The organism is Micromonospora sp. MA102 (assembly GCF_025460765.1).
Classification (GTDB): domain Bacteria; phylum Actinomycetota; class Actinomycetes; order Mycobacteriales; family Micromonosporaceae; genus Micromonospora; species Micromonospora halotolerans.
The window spans coordinates 22695-39090 of sequence record NZ_JAMWEG010000018.1 but is presented as its reverse complement, the minus strand read 5'-3'; the positions used below and the strand labels follow the sequence as shown (position 1 = coordinate 39090).

20 protein-coding genes, 4 tRNA genes and 1 pseudogene are annotated in these 16396 nt (G+C 74.1%); 14 read left to right on the top strand and 11 right to left on the bottom strand.

The genetic code is table 11. From position 1 onward, the window contains the following. Nucleotides 1-40: 40 nt before the first annotated feature. A tRNA-Arg gene (locus NFX44_RS27185) sits at nucleotides 41-113 on the top strand. Between the two features lie 24 nt (nucleotides 114-137). After that, nucleotides 138-210, top strand: a tRNA-Gln gene (locus NFX44_RS27180). Nucleotides 211-216: 6 nt separating this feature from the next. On the opposite strand, the gene NFX44_RS27175 is transcribed toward NFX44_RS27180, so the two are convergent. Genes NFX44_RS27175 through NFX44_RS27165 form a run of 3 tightly spaced genes read right to left on the bottom strand, consistent with a single transcriptional unit; the run spans nucleotide 217 to nucleotide 1076 of the window. After that, a complete protein-coding gene (locus NFX44_RS27175) occupies nucleotides 217-381 on the bottom strand; it encodes a hypothetical protein (protein ID WP_262286445.1) in 165 nt (54 codons plus the stop codon). 9 nt (nucleotides 382-390) lie between these two features. Beyond that, nucleotides 391-597 (bottom strand): helix-turn-helix transcriptional regulator, encoded by a 207-nt coding sequence (locus NFX44_RS27170; protein ID WP_091094605.1) that lies wholly within the window; start codon nucleotides 595-597, stop codon nucleotides 391-393. Then, nucleotides 597-1076 carry a DUF2975 domain-containing protein gene (locus NFX44_RS27165; protein WP_262286444.1) on the bottom strand — a complete coding sequence of 160 codons (480 nt, stop codon included), beginning with the start codon at nucleotides 1074-1076 and terminating at the stop codon, nucleotides 597-599. Before NFX44_RS27165 ends, NFX44_RS27170 begins: the two co-directional genes overlap by 1 nt. Nucleotides 1077-1133: 57 nt before the next feature. On the opposite strand from NFX44_RS27165, the gene NFX44_RS27160 reads away from it, so the two are divergent. Then, a tRNA-Arg gene (locus NFX44_RS27160) sits at nucleotides 1134-1206 on the top strand. Nucleotides 1207-1217: 11 nt separating this feature from the next. Further along, a tRNA-Cys gene (locus NFX44_RS27155) sits at nucleotides 1218-1288 on the top strand. Nucleotides 1289-1318: 30 nt separating this feature from the next. On the opposite strand, the gene NFX44_RS27150 is transcribed toward NFX44_RS27155, so the two are convergent. From NFX44_RS27150 to NFX44_RS27130, 5 genes are all read right to left on the bottom strand, one after another. Next, on the bottom strand, nucleotides 1319-2215 hold the full coding sequence (locus tag NFX44_RS27150; protein WP_262286443.1) for a Gmad2 immunoglobulin-like domain-containing protein: 897 nt from the start codon (nucleotides 2213-2215) through the stop codon (nucleotides 1319-1321). Then, nucleotides 2203-3594, bottom strand: a complete 1392-nt coding sequence (locus NFX44_RS27145) for a HAMP domain-containing sensor histidine kinase (RefSeq protein ID WP_262286442.1) — start codon at nucleotides 3592-3594, stop codon at nucleotides 2203-2205. The genes NFX44_RS27150 and NFX44_RS27145 overlap by 13 nt, the downstream gene beginning before the upstream one ends. A 7-nt stretch (nucleotides 3595-3601) precedes the next feature. Further along, nucleotides 3602-4282: a response regulator transcription factor gene (locus NFX44_RS27140; protein WP_262286441.1), complete on the bottom strand. Its 681-nt coding sequence runs from the start codon at nucleotides 4280-4282 to the stop codon at nucleotides 3602-3604. Between the two features lie 92 nt (nucleotides 4283-4374). Next, nucleotides 4375-4929, bottom strand: a complete 555-nt coding sequence (locus tag NFX44_RS27135; RefSeq protein ID WP_262286440.1) for a hypothetical protein — start codon at nucleotides 4927-4929, stop codon at nucleotides 4375-4377. 115 nt (nucleotides 4930-5044) lie between these two features. Then, nucleotides 5045-6304 (bottom strand): MFS transporter, encoded by a 1260-nt coding sequence (locus NFX44_RS27130; protein ID WP_262286439.1) that lies wholly within the window; start codon nucleotides 6302-6304, stop codon nucleotides 5045-5047. 73 nt (nucleotides 6305-6377) lie between these two features. Between NFX44_RS27130 and NFX44_RS27125 the strand changes: the two genes are divergently transcribed. Beyond that, entirely contained in the window at nucleotides 6378-7373 is a 996-nt protein-coding gene (locus tag NFX44_RS27125; protein ID WP_262286438.1) for a DUF5937 family protein, read from the top strand. 9 nt (nucleotides 7374-7382) lie between these two features. Here the strand turns inward: NFX44_RS27125 and NFX44_RS27120 are convergent, their stop codons facing one another. Further along, nucleotides 7383-7976 (bottom strand): HD domain-containing protein, encoded by a 594-nt coding sequence (locus NFX44_RS27120; RefSeq protein ID WP_262286437.1) that lies wholly within the window; start codon nucleotides 7974-7976, stop codon nucleotides 7383-7385. Between the two features lie 136 nt (nucleotides 7977-8112). Between NFX44_RS27120 and NFX44_RS27115 the strand changes: the two genes are divergently transcribed. From NFX44_RS27115 to NFX44_RS27090, 6 genes and pseudogenes are all read left to right on the top strand, one after another. Further along, a complete protein-coding gene (locus NFX44_RS27115; protein ID WP_262286436.1) occupies nucleotides 8113-9075 on the top strand; it encodes a hypothetical protein in 963 nt (320 codons plus the stop codon). Nucleotides 9076-9220: 145 nt separating this feature from the next. Continuing rightward, a complete protein-coding gene (locus tag NFX44_RS27110; protein ID WP_262286435.1) occupies nucleotides 9221-10012 on the top strand; it encodes a bifunctional 2-polyprenyl-6-hydroxyphenol methylase/3-demethylubiquinol 3-O-methyltransferase UbiG in 792 nt (263 codons plus the stop codon). Between the two features lie 55 nt (nucleotides 10013-10067). Then, nucleotides 10068-11069, top strand: a complete 1002-nt coding sequence (locus NFX44_RS27105) for a hypothetical protein (protein ID WP_262286434.1) — start codon at nucleotides 10068-10070, stop codon at nucleotides 11067-11069. Next, nucleotides 11066-11719 carry a hypothetical protein gene (locus NFX44_RS27100; protein ID WP_262286433.1) on the top strand — a complete coding sequence of 218 codons (654 nt, stop codon included), beginning with the start codon at nucleotides 11066-11068 and terminating at the stop codon, nucleotides 11717-11719. Before NFX44_RS27105 ends, NFX44_RS27100 begins: the two co-directional genes overlap by 4 nt. A 15-nt stretch (nucleotides 11720-11734) precedes the next feature. After that, nucleotides 11735-12637, top strand: coding sequence for an inositol monophosphatase family protein (locus tag NFX44_RS27095; RefSeq protein ID WP_262286432.1), 903 nt, complete (start codon nucleotides 11735-11737; stop codon nucleotides 12635-12637). 119 nt (nucleotides 12638-12756) lie between these two features. Further along, nucleotides 12757-13865 (top strand): annotated as a pseudogene (locus NFX44_RS27090) (helix-turn-helix domain-containing protein). Here the strand turns inward: NFX44_RS27090 and cutA are convergent. Further along, nucleotides 13819-14151, bottom strand: coding sequence for a divalent-cation tolerance protein CutA (gene cutA, locus NFX44_RS27085; protein ID WP_262286431.1), 333 nt, complete (start codon nucleotides 14149-14151; stop codon nucleotides 13819-13821). The pseudogene NFX44_RS27090 and the gene cutA sit on opposite strands and share 47 nt — an antisense overlap. 271 nt (nucleotides 14152-14422) lie before the next feature. Here cutA and NFX44_RS27080 point away from each other — a divergent pair, with 271 nt between their 5' ends. From NFX44_RS27080 to NFX44_RS27070, 3 genes are all read left to right on the top strand, one after another. Beyond that, nucleotides 14423-14557, top strand: coding sequence for a hypothetical protein (locus NFX44_RS27080; RefSeq protein ID WP_262286430.1), 135 nt, complete (start codon nucleotides 14423-14425; stop codon nucleotides 14555-14557). Continuing rightward, a complete protein-coding gene (locus NFX44_RS27075; RefSeq protein ID WP_262286429.1) occupies nucleotides 14554-14733 on the top strand; it encodes a hypothetical protein in 180 nt (59 codons plus the stop codon). Before NFX44_RS27080 ends, NFX44_RS27075 begins: the two co-directional genes overlap by 4 nt. A 94-nt stretch (nucleotides 14734-14827) precedes the next feature. After that, nucleotides 14828-15466, top strand: a complete 639-nt coding sequence (locus NFX44_RS27070) for a M23 family metallopeptidase (protein ID WP_262286428.1) — start codon at nucleotides 14828-14830, stop codon at nucleotides 15464-15466. Nucleotides 15467-15530: 64 nt separating this feature from the next. Here the strand turns inward: NFX44_RS27070 and NFX44_RS27065 are convergent, their stop codons facing one another. Then, nucleotides 15531-16316: an SDR family oxidoreductase gene (locus NFX44_RS27065; protein ID WP_262286427.1), complete on the bottom strand. Its 786-nt coding sequence runs from the start codon at nucleotides 16314-16316 to the stop codon at nucleotides 15531-15533. Nucleotides 16317-16396 lie beyond the last annotated feature (80 nt).

Below are 16396 nucleotides of genomic sequence, written 5' to 3'. Positions count from 1 at the left end.
CCGACCGGCGCCCCGCGAGGGGGAGGGGCGCCGGTCGTCCGCCCCGGTGGCGCAGCGGAGAGCGCGCCGGTCTACGAAACCGGAGAGCCCAGGTTCGAATCCTGGTCGGGGCACGGTCCGCGGTCCGCGGATCCCCATGCGAGCTGGTGCAACCAGGCAGCACATCCGACTCTGGATCGGAGAATTGAGGTTCGAATCCTCAGCTCGCAGCGACACCTACCTGCTGCGCCGTACGATCCGCACGCCGATCGCGATCGCGCCGATGACCAGCAGGGCGGCCAGCAGCTGGAGGCCGGGCGAGTCGTCGGCCTCCCCGTACACGATGCCGGCGACACCGAGCGCGACGCCGAGGACGGCGACGAGGCCGAGTGCGTACTTCATCGGTTTCTCCTATTCCTCGACCCACTCGAGCAGGTCACCGGGCTGGCAGTCCAGCACCCGGCACATGGCCTCCAGGGTGCTGAAGCGGACCGCCTTGGCCCGGCCGTTCTTCAGCACCGCGACGTTCGCCGGGGTGAGCCCGACCCGCTCGGCGAACTCGCCGACGCTCATCTTGCGTTTGGCCAGCTCGACGTCGATGCGGACGACGATGGGCATCAGATCACCGCTTCCATGTCGGTCCGGAGCGTGGTGGCCTGCCGCAGCAGCTCCCGCATCACCACCATCAGCAGCCCCAGCACGGTCACCCCGGTCACCAGCAGGAACAGCAGGATCGGCAGACCCGGGTCGTCGGCGTGGAAGCCGACGTAGAGGAAGACGGCCACGAGCACCAGCCACGCGGCGGCGATGGCCCACACGATCGCGTCGACCCAGGCCAGCGACGCCTCGCTGAAGATGCGGTCGTTCTTGACCAGGGTGAGCAGCTTCCAGGTGCACACGATCACGACCTGCACGCAGAGCACCCAGAACACCGTCACCGCGGTCGCCGGCCATCTCAGGTAGGCCATGTCCGGATTCTCTCGGGCCATGTGCGCGAACTGCCCGGGCAGCGACATGACCTGGAAGAGGACCAGGATCCCGAACAGCAGCACGAGGAAGGCCTTGAGCGGAGCGACCGCTCGTTGAGCTGTGAACATGCATCGACTATCACTCGTAACCTATCGATTGTCAATAGGTTTCGGATGATTGCCCATGCCCCCGTGGCGCAGCGGAGAGCGCGTCGGATTCCGGATCCGAAGGCCGCTGGTTCGAATCCAGCCGGGGGCACGCACCGACCCGACCGAATGCCCGAGTGGCCAGGGAGCGGACTGCAACTCCGCGCACCGGGGTTCGAATCCCCGTTCGGTCTCGACCGTGCCGTCCGCTGTGGAGCAGGCCATCACCGTGCGGCGGTCAGGTGGACCGGGACACGCACCACGTTGATCCGGGAACCGTCGCGCGCCGACACCTCGTAGACCTCGACCGTGCCCGGTCCGGCCGTCGCCCGCCCGTACCGCACGTTCAGCCGGTAGGCGCCGCGGCAGCCCGAGCCGCAGGACGCCGTCGTGAACGCGGTGCCGATCTCCCGGCCCGCCGCGTCCAGCACCCGGACGCTCACCGTCGCCTCGTACACGTCGGCGGTCCCGGTGACGGTGACCGGGCTGGTCACCCGCTCGCCGATCGCCGGGGCGGTCACCACGATCGGCGGCAGCAGGTCGGCGTAGTCGTCGCGTGCGGTCGCGGCGTCGGCCGGGGCGAAGGCGACCCGCCGCACGGTGGGGAACTGGGTGAGCGTCCAGACCACCTGTGCCCGGCGCAGCCGCGCGCTGGCCGCCCCGCCGGCGTCGAAGCCGGCCGGGGGCGACAGTGTCGCCACCCCGCCGGCGATACGGGTCACCTGCGTACCGGCCGGGACCAGGGTGGTCAGCCCGGCGGCCGTCTCGGCCGGGGACGGGCCGGCGGCCAGTTCGGTGAGCGCCAGCCGCGACGTGGCCATGGTCGCCGGCAGCGCACGCCGGGTGGGCACGAGCTTCCCGCCCCGGGCGAACCAGAGCTGCACGGCCAGCGTCCCGTCCGGCGCCGGCGGCGCGGCGGTGGCCGGCGTACCCGTCCTCCCGGGTGTGGTCGGGGTGCCCGGCGCGGGCGGCGTCGGCGCGCTGGACGCGCCGGTCGGGCCGGCGGCGGCGGTGGTGGGCGACGGGCCGGCCGGGGCGGGCCCGAGGGTGCCGGTGCGCGGCGGGGCGCAGCCCGCGGTGAGCAGCAGCAGCGCGGCGAGGGGCGGGATCAGGCGTCGCATGGGGTGCTCCCGGCGTCGAGGGGGAGGGTGAGGCGGAAGCGGGTGCCGTGGCCGACCTCGCTGGTCACGTCGAGCCGGCCGCCGAGCAGCCGGGCGTTCTCGCGGGCGATGGCCAGGCCGAGCCCGCTGCCGGGGCCGGTGCGGGCCGGGTCCACCTTGTAGAACCGGTCGAAGATGTGCGCCAGGTGCTCGGCGGGGATGCCGGGCCCGCGGTCGGCGACCTCGACGACGAGGCCGGCGGGGCCGTGCCGGATCTGGGCACGCAGGTCGCCGCCGCCGTGCTCGACGCCGTTGGCCACCAGGTTGGTCAGGATCCGTTCGAGCCGGCGCGGGTCGGTCACCACGGGCGGCGCGTCGCCGTCCACGCTGGTCCCGGCGGCGTCCGGGTGGGCGGCGACGATCCCGCGCAGCAGCGCGCCGACGTCGACCGGGCGGGTGGCGAGCACCTCCCGCCCGGCGTCCAGGCGGGAGATCTCCATCAGCTCCTCGACGAGCCGGCGCAGCCGGACCACGTCGGCGACGAGCAGTTCGGCGGCGCGGCGGGCGTCGGCCGGGAGGGCGTCGAGCTGGTCGGCGAGCAGCGAGGCCGCCGCCACCAGGGCGGTGACCGGGGTACGCAGCTCGTGCGCCACGTCGCCGGTGAACCGCCGCTCCCGGGCCTGGGCCTGGGACAGCGCCGCGATCTTGGTCTCCAGCGCCTCGGCCATCTCGTTGAAGGAGCTGGCCCACGCGCTGAACTCGTCCCGGCCGCGCACCGGCAGCCGGGTGTGCAGCAACCCTTCGGCGACGGCCCGCGCGGCCCGGCTGGCCCGGCCGACGGGTTCCAGGGTGCGGCGGGCGAGGACGTTGCCCACCCCGGCGGCGAGCAGCACCACCACCGCCCAGCCGACCACCGAGGCGGTGCGGAGCTGGTCGAGGGCGTCGACGAGGTCGTCCTCGACGGTCACCACGTACAGCTCGGCGGTGGAGCCGGGGATCCGGCCGCCGACCACCAGCAGGTGGGGCCGGCCGGGGATGCGCTGGAAGCCGAGCTGGCCGGCGGCGACGGTGGCGCGGAGATCGGGGTCGGGCGTGGGCGCGTACCGGGGATTGGACGCCTGGGTGTCACCGGCGACCAGCAGCACGTGGCGGCCGGACTCCTCGAAGCCGGCCAGCAGGTCGGTGCGGCGGGCGTCGGTCAGCGGCAGGAACTGCGCGGCGACCACGAGCTGGTAGCGGGCGTCGGCGGCCGCGCGCTGCAGCGAGCCGTCGAACCGGGCCTGCCGCAGCATGAGGTAGGAGCCGGTGGCCAGCGCGCCGGCGGACATGCCGGCGACGAGGACGAACGCGACGACGAGCCGGCGTCGCAGCCGTCCGGGTACGACTCTGCCGGCCACCATGGCGCGCTCACCCCGTCGAGAGCTTGTAGCCGGCCCCACGGACCGTCCGGATGAGGGTCGGGGCGCCCGGGTCGTCCTCCACCTTGGCGCGCAGGCGCTGCACGGCGACGTCGACCAGCCGGGAGTCGCCGAGGTAGCTGTGTCCCCACACCCGGTCGAGCAGCAGCTCGCGGGTGAACACCTGGCCGGGTCGCCGGGCCAGTTCCAGGAGCAGCCGGAACTCGGTGGCGGTGAGGGCCAGCTCGCGGCCGTCGCGGCGGGCCACGAAACGGGCCGGATCGATCTCCAGCGGCCCGGCGGTCACGGTGGTCTCGGGGGCCGGGGCGACGGTCCGGCGGAGCACGGCACGGACCCGGGCGACCAGCTCCGGCAGGTCGAACGGCTTGCGGAGGTAGTCGTCGGCCCCGCACTCCAGGCCGACCACCACGTCGATGGTGTCGGTGCGGGCGGTGAGCATGAGGATCGGCACCTGACTGGTGCGCCGGATCTCCCGGCACACCTCGAATCCGTCCAGGCGGGGCAGCATCACGTCGAGCACGATGAGGTCGACCGGGCCGGCCCGCCACGCGGCGAGGGCGGTGGGCCCGTCGGCGGCGGTGGCCACCCGGAACCCGGCCCGGCGCAGGCCGAGGGCCGACACCTCCCGGATGGAGGCGTCGTCCTCGACGACCAGCACACGGCCCTCCATGGCTACCCACGGTAGTCCGGCGCGACGTTCCGGGGCGTGGGCGCAACGGACGGTGATGAGGGGCCGGTCGGCCCCTCTCACCTGGGAAAGGGTCACGCCTGCCACTGGTGGGCCACGTCGATCACGATGCGGCTGTGCGTGCCGGGGCCGCTGAGCACGAAGACCCGGAAAGGCAGCCGGGCGCGAACTCCCACCGCGAAGGTGGTGTAGCCCTCGAAGCTGCCGCCGAAGACGACGTCCCGCAGCGTGCGGTAGCCCAGCACGGTCGCGGCGTGCTCACCGGCGCGGTAGGGCAGCGTGGCGACGTGCTCGTCGTCGTACGCGGGCGCCCGCAGCGACACCGACAGCAGCGCGCCCCCGGCGGTGTACGGGCTCAGCGGAAGGCCCTGCCCCTCGGTGTACGTCTCGCCGTAGGCGACGGAGTAGCCGTTCGCCGGTCCGGCGAACTCGAAGACCACCCGGTCCCAGCAGTCGTGCCGCCCGGTGCGGACCTCGAGCAGCGGGTCGCTGCTGAGGGCGCCGGCCGTCTTGGCCGTGCTGCCCCAGGTGATCCCGCAGTACGGCGTCGCCGCGGTCGCGCCGCCGGCGCCGGCGACCAGACCGCCGAGCACGACGACCAGCGCCAGCAGTGTTCTCCTCAGTTTCATGGTGGCCTCCCTGACGGTGTGCCGGGACGCCGTCCGGTGTCCCTGCCCAGACGGTCGGCCCGCCGTGCCACAGCGCCTTCGCAGCCGGGTAACCGCCGGGTAACAGCGGTGCGCCTCACCGGGTGGCCGGGGGCAGCCGGTCCGGTCCGGGCAGCGTGCGGACCGGGGAGCGGTACAGCGGCAGCCAGGTGAGCGCGGCGCCGATCGCGCCGACCCAGAGCGGGGTACGCGGGCCGGCGTACTGGCCGAGCAGGCCGGCCAGCCCGGCGCCGACCGCGATCGCGCCGGTGAGCAGGAACCGGAAGGTGGCGTTCATCCGGCCGAGCAGCGCGTCCGGGGTGGCGCGCTGCCGCAGGCTCACGCCGATCACGTTGCCGATCCCGGTCCGCCAGGCCAGCGCCAGCCAGCCGAGGCCGGCCAACCACAGCCACGCTCCGGTGTCGACCAGCGCGACCAGCGCGCCGGCGGGCGCCACCAGCAGCCCGGGCAGCCAGAGCGCGCGGCCGTGGCCGATCCGGGCGGCCAGCGGGCGTGCGGTCACCGCGCCGAGCAGCGCCCCGACCCCGCCGGCGCCGAGGAAGAGCCCGAGCGCGCCGGCGCCGAGGCCGAGTTCGCGCAGGAAGACCACCGGCAGCATGGTGGTCATCAGGTTCACCGTGAGGTTGATGCCGGCCAGCGACACGGCCAGCGGACGCAGCAGCGGGTTGCCCAGCACGTGCCGGACGCCCTCGGTGAGCTGTCGGCCGAAGCCGCGTGCCGGCCGTTCCCGCCCGGTCCCGACGGTGGCGGTGGGGCGTACCCGGGTGAGGGCGAGCGCCGAGAGCAGGTGGGTGACCGCGTTCAGGGCCAGGGCGAGCGGGGCGCCGAGCCACTGCACCAGCAGGCCGCCGAATCCCCGGCCGCCGATCTGGATGGTGGCGTTGGTCGTCATGAGCAGCGAGTTGGCCGCCACCAGGCGGCCCCGGCCGACCAGCTCCGGCAGGAAGCTCTGCGCCGCCACGTCACCGAAGACCGTGCCGACACCGGTGAGCAGCACGACCGCGTACAACTGGCCCAGGGTCAGCGCGTCCGCCCACCAGGCCAGCGGGATCGACGCGTACAGGGCGGCGCGGGCCAGGTCGGCGGCGACCATCACGGTGCGGCGGGGCGACCGGTCCACCCAGACCCCGGCGGGCAGCCCGACCACCAGGAAGGCGGCGGTGCTGAGCGCCGCGAGCAGGCCGACCTGGCCGGGGGTGGCCGCGAGCACGGACACGGCCAGCACCGGCACGGCCAGGTAGCCCACCTGGAAGCCCAGGCTGTCGGTCAGGTTGGCCGCGTAGACGTAGCGGAAGGGGCGGGGCCAGCGGGTGGGGGCCGGGACGGTGGTGGTCATGACAGGGACCCTGGCCGGGGTCGCCGCTCCGGTCGATAAGTTTGAGCCCGGTCGAATCCGTCGGGAGGTGCGGGTGCTGAGCGTCGCGGTGGGGGTACGGGACCTGGCCGGGATCCGGTTCGCGATCTCGCCGCTGTGGGAGGCGGTCGCCAGCGTGCGGGTGCTCCGCAGCCCCGACTGGTTCCCCGCCCACCAGCTCTGGCACCGGCAGGTCCGGCCCCGGCTGTCCGCGGTGGACTGGCGGCTGCTCGCTGATCTCGTGCCGATGCCGACCGTGGTGATCCCGAGCTTCGTCTGCCCACCGCCGCCGTCCGCCCTGCCCACCATCGACTGGGAACTGGCCGTGCTCGCCGCCACCCCGCCGGAGGTGGTCCGGGCCGGGCTGGACGAGCTGCCCGGGCCGCGCCCGCCCAGGCTCGCCGCCCTGTACGCCGACCCGCCGGCCGGGCTGGCCCGCCTCGCGCAGGTGATCGCCGACTACGTCGAGGTGGCGATCGCCCCGTACTGGCCCCGGATGCGGACCCTGCTGGAACGGGAGGTGCTCGTCGGGGCCGGCCGGATGGCGACCGACGGCGTGCGCGGCCTGCTCAACCGGATCGACCCGTACGTCTCCTGGAACGACGGGACGTTGCACGTCGACCACCTGACCCGTGCGGGAACGGTCGACCTGGGCGGGCGCGGCCTGCTGCTGGTCCCGTCGGTCTTCGGCGGCGCGCGGGTCTGGTCCAACCTGTCCGAGCGGACCTCGCAGCCGCTCCTGCGCTATCCGGCCCGCGCGGTCGGGACGCTCTGGGAGCGCGGCGCCGCCCCGGCCAGCGCGGCGCTCGCCCGGGTGCTGGGGCGTACCCGGGCCACCCTGCTGCACGAGCTCGCCGTGCCGGCCGCCACCACCGAGCTGGCCCGGCGCTGCGGCCTCAGCGCCGGCACGGTCTCCCACCATCTGACGGCGCTGCGCGACGCCGGCCTGGTCGGCACCCACCGGGCGGGACGGTTCCTGCTGTACGCCCGGACCAGCTCGGCGGAGGCGCTGCTGGCCGGTGCCGGGTCCCCCGAGCCGGGTGACGGCTGAGGCCGCGGGTCAGCCGTGCACCGGATGCTCGGCCTGGAAGGCGAGCCGGCGGTCCGCGTCGGCGGCCAGCCCGGCGAGCACGTCGTCGAGGTCCAGGAAGGCCTGCCAGCGCGGCTGCCCGGTGATGTCGGCCAGCCGGTCGACCACCAGTTCCTCCAGGTCGGTGACGCGCTTGCCCTTCCACACCTTGTCGGCGAGGCTGACCAGCAGGTCCTCCAGCTGCACGCCGGGCGCGTGCCAGGCGGCGTGGGTGACGGCGAAGCGGGCCCGCTCCTCGGGCACGCCGAAGCGCAGCAGCAGCTGGTAGCCCGCCTCCTCGTGCGCCGAGCCGGGCCCGGACAGCTCCTCGGGGTGCGCCACCTTGCCGAGATCGTGGATGGCCGCCCCGAACAGCACCGCCTGCCGGTCGAACGGCACCAGCGGGAAGCGTTCGGCGAACGCCGCGGTGAGCTGCCGGGCGACGTCGTGCACGAGCCGCAGGTGCGCGGCGAGCCGGGGCGGCGCCTGCAGGGCGTCGAGCAGTTCGACGGCCACCCCGGGCAGGGGCGGCAGCGGCGGGTCGCCGGGGTCGGTGAGGGCGCGGCGCAGCGCGTCGGAGGTCACCGGGGCGAGGGTACCGGCCGCCGGGCCGGTCACCGTACGGGCTGACCGTGTGGCCGACGGTGATCCGCCCACTCGTCCGATGCCCGGCCGACCATCCTTTCAGGAGGGTGGAGCGACGTCTATCACGGGGGTTGCCATGATCGAGATGAATCGCCGGGCGCTGCTGCGTACCGCCGCGCTGGCCGGTGCCGCCGCGGCGACCGGCCTCGCCGCCGCGACGCCGGCCGCCGCGGCCGGGACCACCGAGGTGATCAACGGGCCGTGGCTGGTCAGCGTCGGCTGGGGCGTGCTCCAGGTCAACCACGGGCGCACCACCCCGCAGCAGCTGCTCACCGACGGCGACCAGGCCACCACCTCGCCCGACGGCCGGTACGTGGCCTGGGTCAACAACGCCTGGTCGGGCGACGGCAGTCTCCTGCCCTACGTGTCGCTGTTCGACCGGGTCACCGGCGAGATCCGGAAGCTGCTCGCCGACCCGCCCGGCACCAACAACTACGGGGCTCCGACCTGGTCCCCGGACGGCCGGGAGATCGCGCTGGTCATGGGGTCCGCGCACGACACGCTGGTCGCGGTCGACGTGGCCACCGGCGCCAAGCGGGTCCTCGTCCAGGGCCACGCCATGTCGTACCCGAACTGGTCCCGGGACGGCTCCATGATCGTCATGCGCTGGGTCAGCCGGTCCCAGGGGCCACAGCTGCGCACGCTGGAACTGGCCACCGGAAAGGTGCGGCCCATCTACACCCCCGAGGCGGCCGGCGAGCTGTTCCACGGGCCGGTGTTCATGCCGAACTCCGAGCGGGTGGTGTTCTGCACCAACCGCTGGACCCGGGACACCGAGGTGCTCGGCGGGGCGGCGCTCGGCTCGGTCCGCACCAACGGCACCGGCCTCAAACGGCTCACCGAGGAACCCCGCTACTACCAGTCCCCGGTGTTCTCGCCCGACGGGCGCTACTGCGCCGCGCTGTCGATCCCGCCGACCAACGAGGCACCGGACGGCGGCAACATCATCGTCTCGACCAGCGGCTTCGGCGACCAGTGGTGGATCCCGGGCGACGAGTACGACGACAGCAGCCGGCTGGACTGGGCCCGCGCCATCTGACCCGACACGACCTGCGACGCGGCGACCGGACCACCGGCCGCCGCGTCGTCGTGCCCGGGATGGATTTCCGCGCCGCCGGCCGGGCGTGATGCAAGGCTGGAGACGGGCGCCGCCGACGGGGGCGACGACCGCAGTGGAGGGTGCGATGGCCGAGCCGCCGACCGGGACCTCGTCGCGCAGCGCGCAGGCGCACGGCCGTCGCGCCAACCGGCGCAGCTACCACGACGGCGCCCAGGTCAACGGGTACGTCGACGACCCGTACCACCGGATCCGCCGCGCGGTCGCCGCCCGGCTGATGGTCGACGGTGTGCCCGGCGGCCGACCGGTGCTGGAGCTGGGCTGCGGCCCGCGCGGCATGCTCGACCCGGCGGCGCTGCCCGGTCCGCTCGTGGTGGCCGACATGGCCGAGACCGCGCTCGGGGAGGCCCGGCGGGCCGCCGGCGGCGCGGCCCTGCCGGTCTGCCTGGACGCCACCCGCGGCCTGCCGTTCCGCGCCGGCAGCTTCGCCGGCCTGCTCACCGGCGAGCTGATCGAGCACGTCTACGACCCTCTCGCGCTGCTGCGGGAGTGCCACCGGGTGCTCGCCCCGGGCGGCCTGCTCGTGCTGACCACCCCGAACCTGGCGCCCGCGCAGGACCGGCTGGCGTTCCTCGCCGGCCGGGCGCCCCGCCAGGTGGACCCGCTGCACCCCTATCTCTGGCTGCACATCCGGCCGTTCACCGCCTCGCTGCTGCGCCGGGTGCTATGCCGGGCCGGGTTCACGCCGCTGGCCATCCGGTCCAACGAGGTCGGTTGGCGGCTCCCCGGTGGACGGTGGGTCGCCTCCCGGCTGCTGGCCCGGGTCGCGCCGGGGCTCGGCGGGTCACTGATCTGCGCCGCCCGGCGGACGGCGGAGGCGCCGTCACCCAGGGGTGCGGAGCGCCCGAACAGCGCGTGATGGTGAGATTGACAAAGGGCTATCATGAGGGTTCCGTCGTCGACCGGGGGATGTCATGGCGCGCCTGTTCACCTGGGTCGTCAACAATCTCGACGCGTTCATCGGCCTGGTCCTGGCCGTGACCGTGGCCGTCCTCGGCCTGACCAACACGGTCAGCCAGGACGTGGTCAACAGCGCCATCCTGCTGGTCCTCGCCGTGCTCGCCCAGGCCGTGCTGCGCGACCGGCTGCGCCGCGAGACCGCCCAGCAGGAGGTGCGGGAGGTCATGCGGGCCACCCGCGACCGGCTCACCGAGCTGGTCCCGCAGATGCACGAGATCACCGGCCCGGACGGGGCGCTCAACCGGGCCCGCGAGGCGATCGACAGCGTCTCGATGGTGCGGGTGCTGCACGGCAGCGAGGTCGGTCGGGCCCTCGCCGAGGCCCGCCAGCACACCGACTCGTGGGCGTTCAAGGGCGGCACCGGCACCTTCACCCGGGCGGTCACCCTGCCGCAGTGCCTGGAGCACGCCCGCCGGCGCAACGCCACCCTGAGCTTCGCCATCGAGATCATCGACCCGACCGACGAGGACGTCTGCGAGCGCTACGCGCGGTTCCGGCGCAGCCTCGACCCCGACGCGCCGGGGGAGCGGTGGACGGTCGACCGCACCCGCAAGGAGTCCTACGCGACCGTGCTGGCGGCCTGCTGGCACCTGCAACGTTCCGGGCTGCTCACCGTCGAGGTCCGGCTCTCCGCGCAGATGACCACCTTCCGCTACGACCTGTCGTCGTCGTGCGTCATCATCACCCAGGAGAACCCGCAGACACCCGCCCTGCGGATCGACCGCAGGGAGCTGTACTACAACCGGTTCAACATCGAGCTGGACTACAGCCGCAAGCAGAGCCGGCGGGTGCCCATCGAAGCCGCCGCGACGGTGAAACTGGACGACGAGCCCTCCGTCGAGCAGGTCCGCAAGCTGTTCGCCGCGCTGGGGCTGCCGCTACCCCGGTCCTTCGGCGACCGCGAGGTCGCCGACATCGTGAGCCGGGCCATCCAGGCGAGGAACCCGTACGCATGATGACCTACGCCGACCTCGAACGGGAGATCGACCGGGGCGCCCGGCCGGAACTGCTGCGCGGCTGGGTGCTCGACGTCCTCGACGACGTCGCCGAGGGGCGGCGGCCGCTGCTGGCCGTCCGGCACCCGCTCGGCTTCACCTGCCTGCCGCTGGAGCGCACCGGCTCCGACGGGATCTGCGTGCACGCCTGGCCGGCCGACCCGCCGCCGGTGCGGCCGACCACCTCGACCATGCACTCGCACAGCTGGGATCTGCTCAGCCACGTGCTGCACGGCACGGTCCGCAACGAGCTGATCGAGGTGACCGACGACCCCGCCGACCCGTCGTGGCGCATCTACGAGGTGCACAGCCGGGGCGACGTGGACGAGATGGCGGCCACCGACCGGCTGGTCAGCGCGGTGACCGCCACCGTGGAGACGCACTCCGCCGGCGACTCGTACGCGCTGCGCGCCGGCGGCTTCCACACCTCGGAGGTCGGCGCCGGTGAGCCGGCGGTGACCGTGGCGCTCGGCCGGACCACGCCCGGCGTGTGCGACCTGAGCCTCGGCGCGGTGGACGGGCGCAGCCACCGGATCCGCCGGGACCGCTGCGACGCGGCCGAGACGGCGCGGATGGCGCGGGACATCGCGCGACTGGTGGCACGGGGCTGACCGGCTGGAGGAGCCATGGACGTGGACCCGAACAGAGACGGGCCCGAGCTGCGCGACGCGCACCGGTTCGCGGTGGAGACGGCCCAGGCGGCCGGGCGGCTGCTGCGCCGGGGCACCCGGGGCGAGCTGCACGCCCGCGCCAAGAACGACTCCGGTGACCTGGTCACCGACCTCGACCTGGCCGCCGAACGGCTGATCGTCGACCGCATCCGCGCCCGCTGGCCGGAGCACGGGGTGATCGCCGAGGAGGGCGGCGAGTACGCCGCCGACAACACCTGGGCCTGGCTGGTCGACCCGCTCGACGGCACCAACAACGTGGCGATCGGGCTGCCCGCGTACGTGGTGGGGATCGCCCTCTGCGACCGCGGCTCGCCGGTGCTCGGCGTGGTGCACGACCCGGTGGCCGGCCGCACCTGGTCCGCCGTGCGCGGGCAGGGCGCCTTCGTGCACGAGTCCGGCCCGGCCGCCCGCCCGCTGCACGCGCCCCGCCGGCCGGTGCCGACCGCCCCGGTGCTGGCCTGGACCCAGGGGCACGGGGTGGCCCGCGACGACAGCACCGCCCGCGCCCTGAAGGTGGTGCTCGACACCACCGCGCGGCGGGTGCTGCAACTGTGGGCGCCGCTGCTGTCGTGGGTGATGCTGGCCCGCGGCGACATCGACGGCATCGTCGGCTACCGCCCCGAGGCGGTCGACCTGCCGGCCGGGATGCTGCTCGCCGCCGAGGCCGGCATGGTGGTCCGGGCCCTCGACGGCGGCTCCTTCGACGACCGCTACGGCTGCCCGGCCGACCGGCGCAGCTTCGTGGCCGGCCCGCCGGAGACCATCGACCGGCTGGTCAAGCTGGTCACCGCGGCACAGTGGATCGAGCCGCAGGTCCGCCAGCTCACCCCCATCAGCCTTGCCACCGTCGGCTGGTGAGGACGCCCGGCCGGGAATCGTGGTGACCAGACGCAGCCACACTTTCCGTGTGTGATCGGCTACGGTGTGGTGTCCGCCCCTGTCTCGGCATTGCTCGGGCCATCTCGGTAGGTGAGTAGATGACCGAACCTTCGTTCGCGGGCCGACTACGTGCGCTCCGGGAGGAGAGCGGGCTCTCCCTCCGCGGCCTGGCGGGACTGACGTTCTACGGCAAGTCCTATCTGCACGAGCTGGAGACCGGTGCCAAGTGCCCCACACCGCAGATCGCCCAGCAGCTCGATCGGGTGTTGCGGGCAGAGGGGGAGCTGGTCGCGCTGGCCGCCAGACCGGGTGTCCGCCGGAGGGATCTGGTCGCCGCAGCCGGCCTCGCCGCCGCCCTGCCCCACACCCTGCTGAACCATGGACGCCAGCTCGGCGCTGCGACGCCCGCGCGACTCGCCGAACGCACAGCCCGGCTCCGCCGCCTCGACAACTACCTCGGTGGCGCCGATACCCGGCACGCCTACGCCGCCGAGGTCGAGTCCACGACCCGCCTCATCCGGGACGGTTCCTACCGTGAGGGCATCGGCCGGCAACTGCTGGCGATCCTTGCGGAGCAGGCCCAACTGGCCGGTTGGGCGGCGTTCGACGCCGGTGTCCATGACGACGCGGAGCGCCTGTACCGGACCAGTCTCGCGGCAGCCCAGGAGGCGGACGATTCGGCGCGGTCCGGGCCTTGCTGCACCTGCGTGCCGCCTGGGCCTTCGCGAACGCCGGGGAGGCGGACACGGCAGACCGGTACCTGGGCATCGGCACCGGGTGTCTCACAGAGCCGGACGGTCGGCCGGAGCCGGACTGGGTCTACTGGGTCGACGGCCGGGAGGGCGAGATCATGACCGGACGGTGCTGGACGGCGCTCCGCCGGCCGGTCCGGGCCATTCCGGTCCTTGAGCGGGTCCTGGCCGGCTTCGACGACACCTACGCCCGGGACAAGGCGCTCTACCTCACGTGGCTCGCCGACGCGTACCTGGACGCGAATGAGGTGGAGCTGGCCTGCGACGCTGCCGCCAGCGCCCTCCGGCTGTCGGGCGGAGTCGCCTCCATCCGGCCCCGCCAACGGATTGGCACGCTCCTGCGTCGCCTGGAGCCGCACCGCGCGTTGTCCTGCGTGGTCGAGCTGCGGACACTGGCCGCTGAGGCGGCTACGCGTCCTGGACCGACCGCCGCAGCCACTCCAGATAGTCCTTAGCCCCGCCCACGATCGGCACCGCGACGACCTGCGGGTTCTGCCACGGATGCTCCGTGAGCAGGAAGCGTTCCAGTTCCGCGTATCGGGCGGCGGTGGTGACGAGCAGGACCTGCCATTCCTCGCCGGTGCCCTGCTCGCCAAGGTGCCAGAACACGCTCGTCGCCGGGCCCAGCACCTGTGCGCTCGCGGCGAGCCGGGCGGCCACGGCCCCCTCCGCCAGCCGGACCCCCGCGTCACGGGTCTCGGTCGCCGTCGACACCTGAAGGAAGTCGTCCACCCGGCCCACCCTAGCGGTGGTGTTTGTCCGCGGACAGCACGGACGAACAGCGGACGGCGAGCAGCTGGATCTCTTGCCGGGCCCTGGCCAGGCTTCTTCTGACCAGGAAAACTCCGCCCGCGGCGACCGTCTCGTCGGGCGTGACCGGCAGGGAGTGAGCTTGAGTGGACAGGCCGTGGCCCAGCACGTGCGACCGATCACCAGGCACGAGCCGGTGTTGCCGATCTGGAGCTGTGGTGGCTGTGGCGCGCCGTGGCCCTGCGCCGCTCGCCGTCAGCAGTTGACGGCCGAGTTCGACGGGGCGTCGGTGTCGCTCGCCCTCTACCTGGGCGCCCAGTTCACCCGCGCCTCCGCTGATCTGCACTGGTTGCCGGCCGGCGTGCTGCACCGGCGGTTCCTCGGGTGGGTGCGGTGAGCGTCCTCCGCGCCGGGGACGCGAAGTTCCACTACAGCGACGGGTCGCACAGGTGGATCCCGCCGGATCCGGACTACGACCAGGAGGTCTGGAACGAGCAGGTTCGGCAACACCTGCACCGGCACCTGCGCAACGAACGCCCGAAGGTGCGGGTGCGGCGCGTCATCATCGGTTGACCGGGGCGTCGGCCCGCGACCCGGGAGAGGGGCGGCAGGGTGGGAAAGGGCCTTGTGTCCGCGATTCTCGTCGGTGTCTGCCATGCTCGGGGCGATGACGACCGGGCAGCCATCCAGACGCCGTGACCGGCGGCGTCTGGTGCGCGTCGGGCTCGCGGCCGGCGCGGTCGCGGCCGTTCTCGCCCTCGCCGTGCTCGTCGTGCCGCTGCTGCTGCCGCCGGGCCCGCGCCCGCCGTTCCAGCTCCCCGTGCCCTGCGGCGAGACCTGGCGGCTGGGCACCTACCCCGGCCACGACGACTACGACGTCGACCTGTTTCCCTCGGCAGGCGAGGCGTGGGGGCGGCCGGTGCTCGCGTCCCACGCCGGCACGGTCACCGTGGCCGGGATCAACGGGTCGCTCGGTGGGCGTACCCCGGACAACCCGAAGGGTCCGCGCGGTCGTGGCGGGGGCTACTGGGTGAAGATCGACCACGGCGGCAAATGGGAGACGCAGTACCTGCACCTGCTCGAACCGCCGCTGGTCCGGGCCGGACAGCGGGTCGCCCGTGGTGAGCAGCTCGGGCGGGTGGGCAGCACCGGCGACTCCGGCGCGCCGCACCTGCACTACGAGCAGCACCGGGGCTGGGAGAAGGTCGAAACCTGGTTCGACGGTTCACCCTCGGGCATCACCCAGGACGACACCGAGTACAGCGTCACGCTGACGAGCAACAACTGCCCCGCCGGTCGGCGGTGAAATCGCTGTCCCGGCGGATCGACGAGCGGTCGACCGCCTTCCAGCCGCGGTCGCCGCGGATGGTTCAGCCGTGGACGTCGGCCGCCGGCCGGCGCAGCCGTTCGGCCAGGAACGCCTCCCAGGTGCGTACCCCGAGGGTGGCGTCGGGGCGGGCCAGGTTGTCGCCGTTCCGGTACGCCCGGCCGGCCTTGCCGGGCAGGCGGACCGGCACCCGCAGCCGCCGCCGGCCCACGGCCGCCAGGTAGCCGGTGACCAGCTCGTCCAGGCCGTACACCCGGGGCCCGGCCAGGTCCGGCACCAGGCCGGCCGGCGCGCCCAGCGTCAGCGCGACCATCCGGGCCGCCACCTCGCGAGCGTCGACCGGCTGCAGCCGCAGCCCGCCGGGGACCGGCACGACCGGCAGCTTCGCCATCTTCTCCACCATGGTCAGCACCAGGTCGTGGAACTGGGCGGCGCGGATCGCCGTCCACGGCACGCCCGACGCGGCGACGGCCCGCTCGGCGTCCAGCTTGGAGCGCAGCCAGGCCAGCGGCACCCGGTCCGCGCCGACCACCGAGATGTGCACGAGGTGCCCCACACCGGCGCGCCGGGCGGCGTCGACCAGGTGGCGGGTGGCCACGTCGTCGCCCTTCGGGCCGCCGGCCAGGTGCAGCACGGTGCCGACTCCGCGTACCGCCGGGTCGACGCCCTCGCCGGTGAGCAGGTCGGCGGTGACGTGCGTGACGCCGTCGCCGGGCCGGCCACCGTGGCGGCTGAGCACGCGCACCGGGTGACCGGCCTCGCGCAGCAGGGGCACGACGAGTTGGCCGAGGGTGCCGGTGCCGCCGGTGACCAGGATGGGTGCGTTCATGTCGTCCTCCGTGTCGAAGATCCGTTCCGTTTCGGCTTCACCGGCTCGACCCGCGGGAGGCGGCAGATGTGACCGGAGTG

What these genes read in the sequence shown, in the direction of transcription:
- NFX44_RS27145 (WP_262286442.1), bottom strand. Translation starts at nt 3,594, where the DNA reads ATGGTGGCCGGCAGAGTCGTACCCGGACGGCTGCGACGCCGGCTCGTC.
- NFX44_RS27140 (WP_262286441.1), bottom strand. Translation starts at nt 4,282, where the DNA reads ATGGAGGGCCGTGTGCTGGTCGTCGAGGACGACGCCTCCATCCGGGAG.
- NFX44_RS27165 (WP_262286444.1), bottom strand. Translation starts at nt 1,076, where the DNA reads ATGTTCACAGCTCAACGAGCGGTCGCTCCGCTCAAGGCCTTCCTCGTG.
- NFX44_RS27105 (WP_262286434.1), top strand. Translation starts at nt 10,068, where the DNA reads ATGGCGCGCCTGTTCACCTGGGTCGTCAACAATCTCGACGCGTTCATC.
- NFX44_RS27115 (WP_262286436.1), top strand. Translation starts at nt 8,113, where the DNA reads ATGATCGAGATGAATCGCCGGGCGCTGCTGCGTACCGCCGCGCTGGCC.
- NFX44_RS27130 (WP_262286439.1), bottom strand. Translation starts at nt 6,304, where the DNA reads ATGACCACCACCGTCCCGGCCCCCACCCGCTGGCCCCGCCCCTTCCGC.
- NFX44_RS27175 (WP_262286445.1), bottom strand. Translation starts at nt 381, where the DNA reads ATGAAGTACGCACTCGGCCTCGTCGCCGTCCTCGGCGTCGCGCTCGGT.
- NFX44_RS27135 (WP_262286440.1), bottom strand. Translation starts at nt 4,929, where the DNA reads ATGAAACTGAGGAGAACACTGCTGGCGCTGGTCGTCGTGCTCGGCGGT.
- NFX44_RS27065 (WP_262286427.1), bottom strand. Translation starts at nt 16,316, where the DNA reads ATGAACGCACCCATCCTGGTCACCGGCGGCACCGGCACCCTCGGCCAA.
- NFX44_RS27070 (WP_262286428.1), top strand. Translation starts at nt 14,828, where the DNA reads ATGACGACCGGGCAGCCATCCAGACGCCGTGACCGGCGGCGTCTGGTG.
- NFX44_RS27170 (WP_091094605.1), bottom strand. Translation starts at nt 597, where the DNA reads ATGCCCATCGTCGTCCGCATCGACGTCGAGCTGGCCAAACGCAAGATG.
- NFX44_RS27150 (WP_262286443.1), bottom strand. Translation starts at nt 2,215, where the DNA reads ATGCGACGCCTGATCCCGCCCCTCGCCGCGCTGCTGCTGCTCACCGCG.
- NFX44_RS27100 (WP_262286433.1), top strand. Translation starts at nt 11,066, where the DNA reads ATGATGACCTACGCCGACCTCGAACGGGAGATCGACCGGGGCGCCCGG.
- NFX44_RS27095 (WP_262286432.1), top strand. Translation starts at nt 11,735, where the DNA reads ATGGACGTGGACCCGAACAGAGACGGGCCCGAGCTGCGCGACGCGCAC.
- NFX44_RS27110 (WP_262286435.1), top strand. Translation starts at nt 9,221, where the DNA reads ATGGCCGAGCCGCCGACCGGGACCTCGTCGCGCAGCGCGCAGGCGCAC.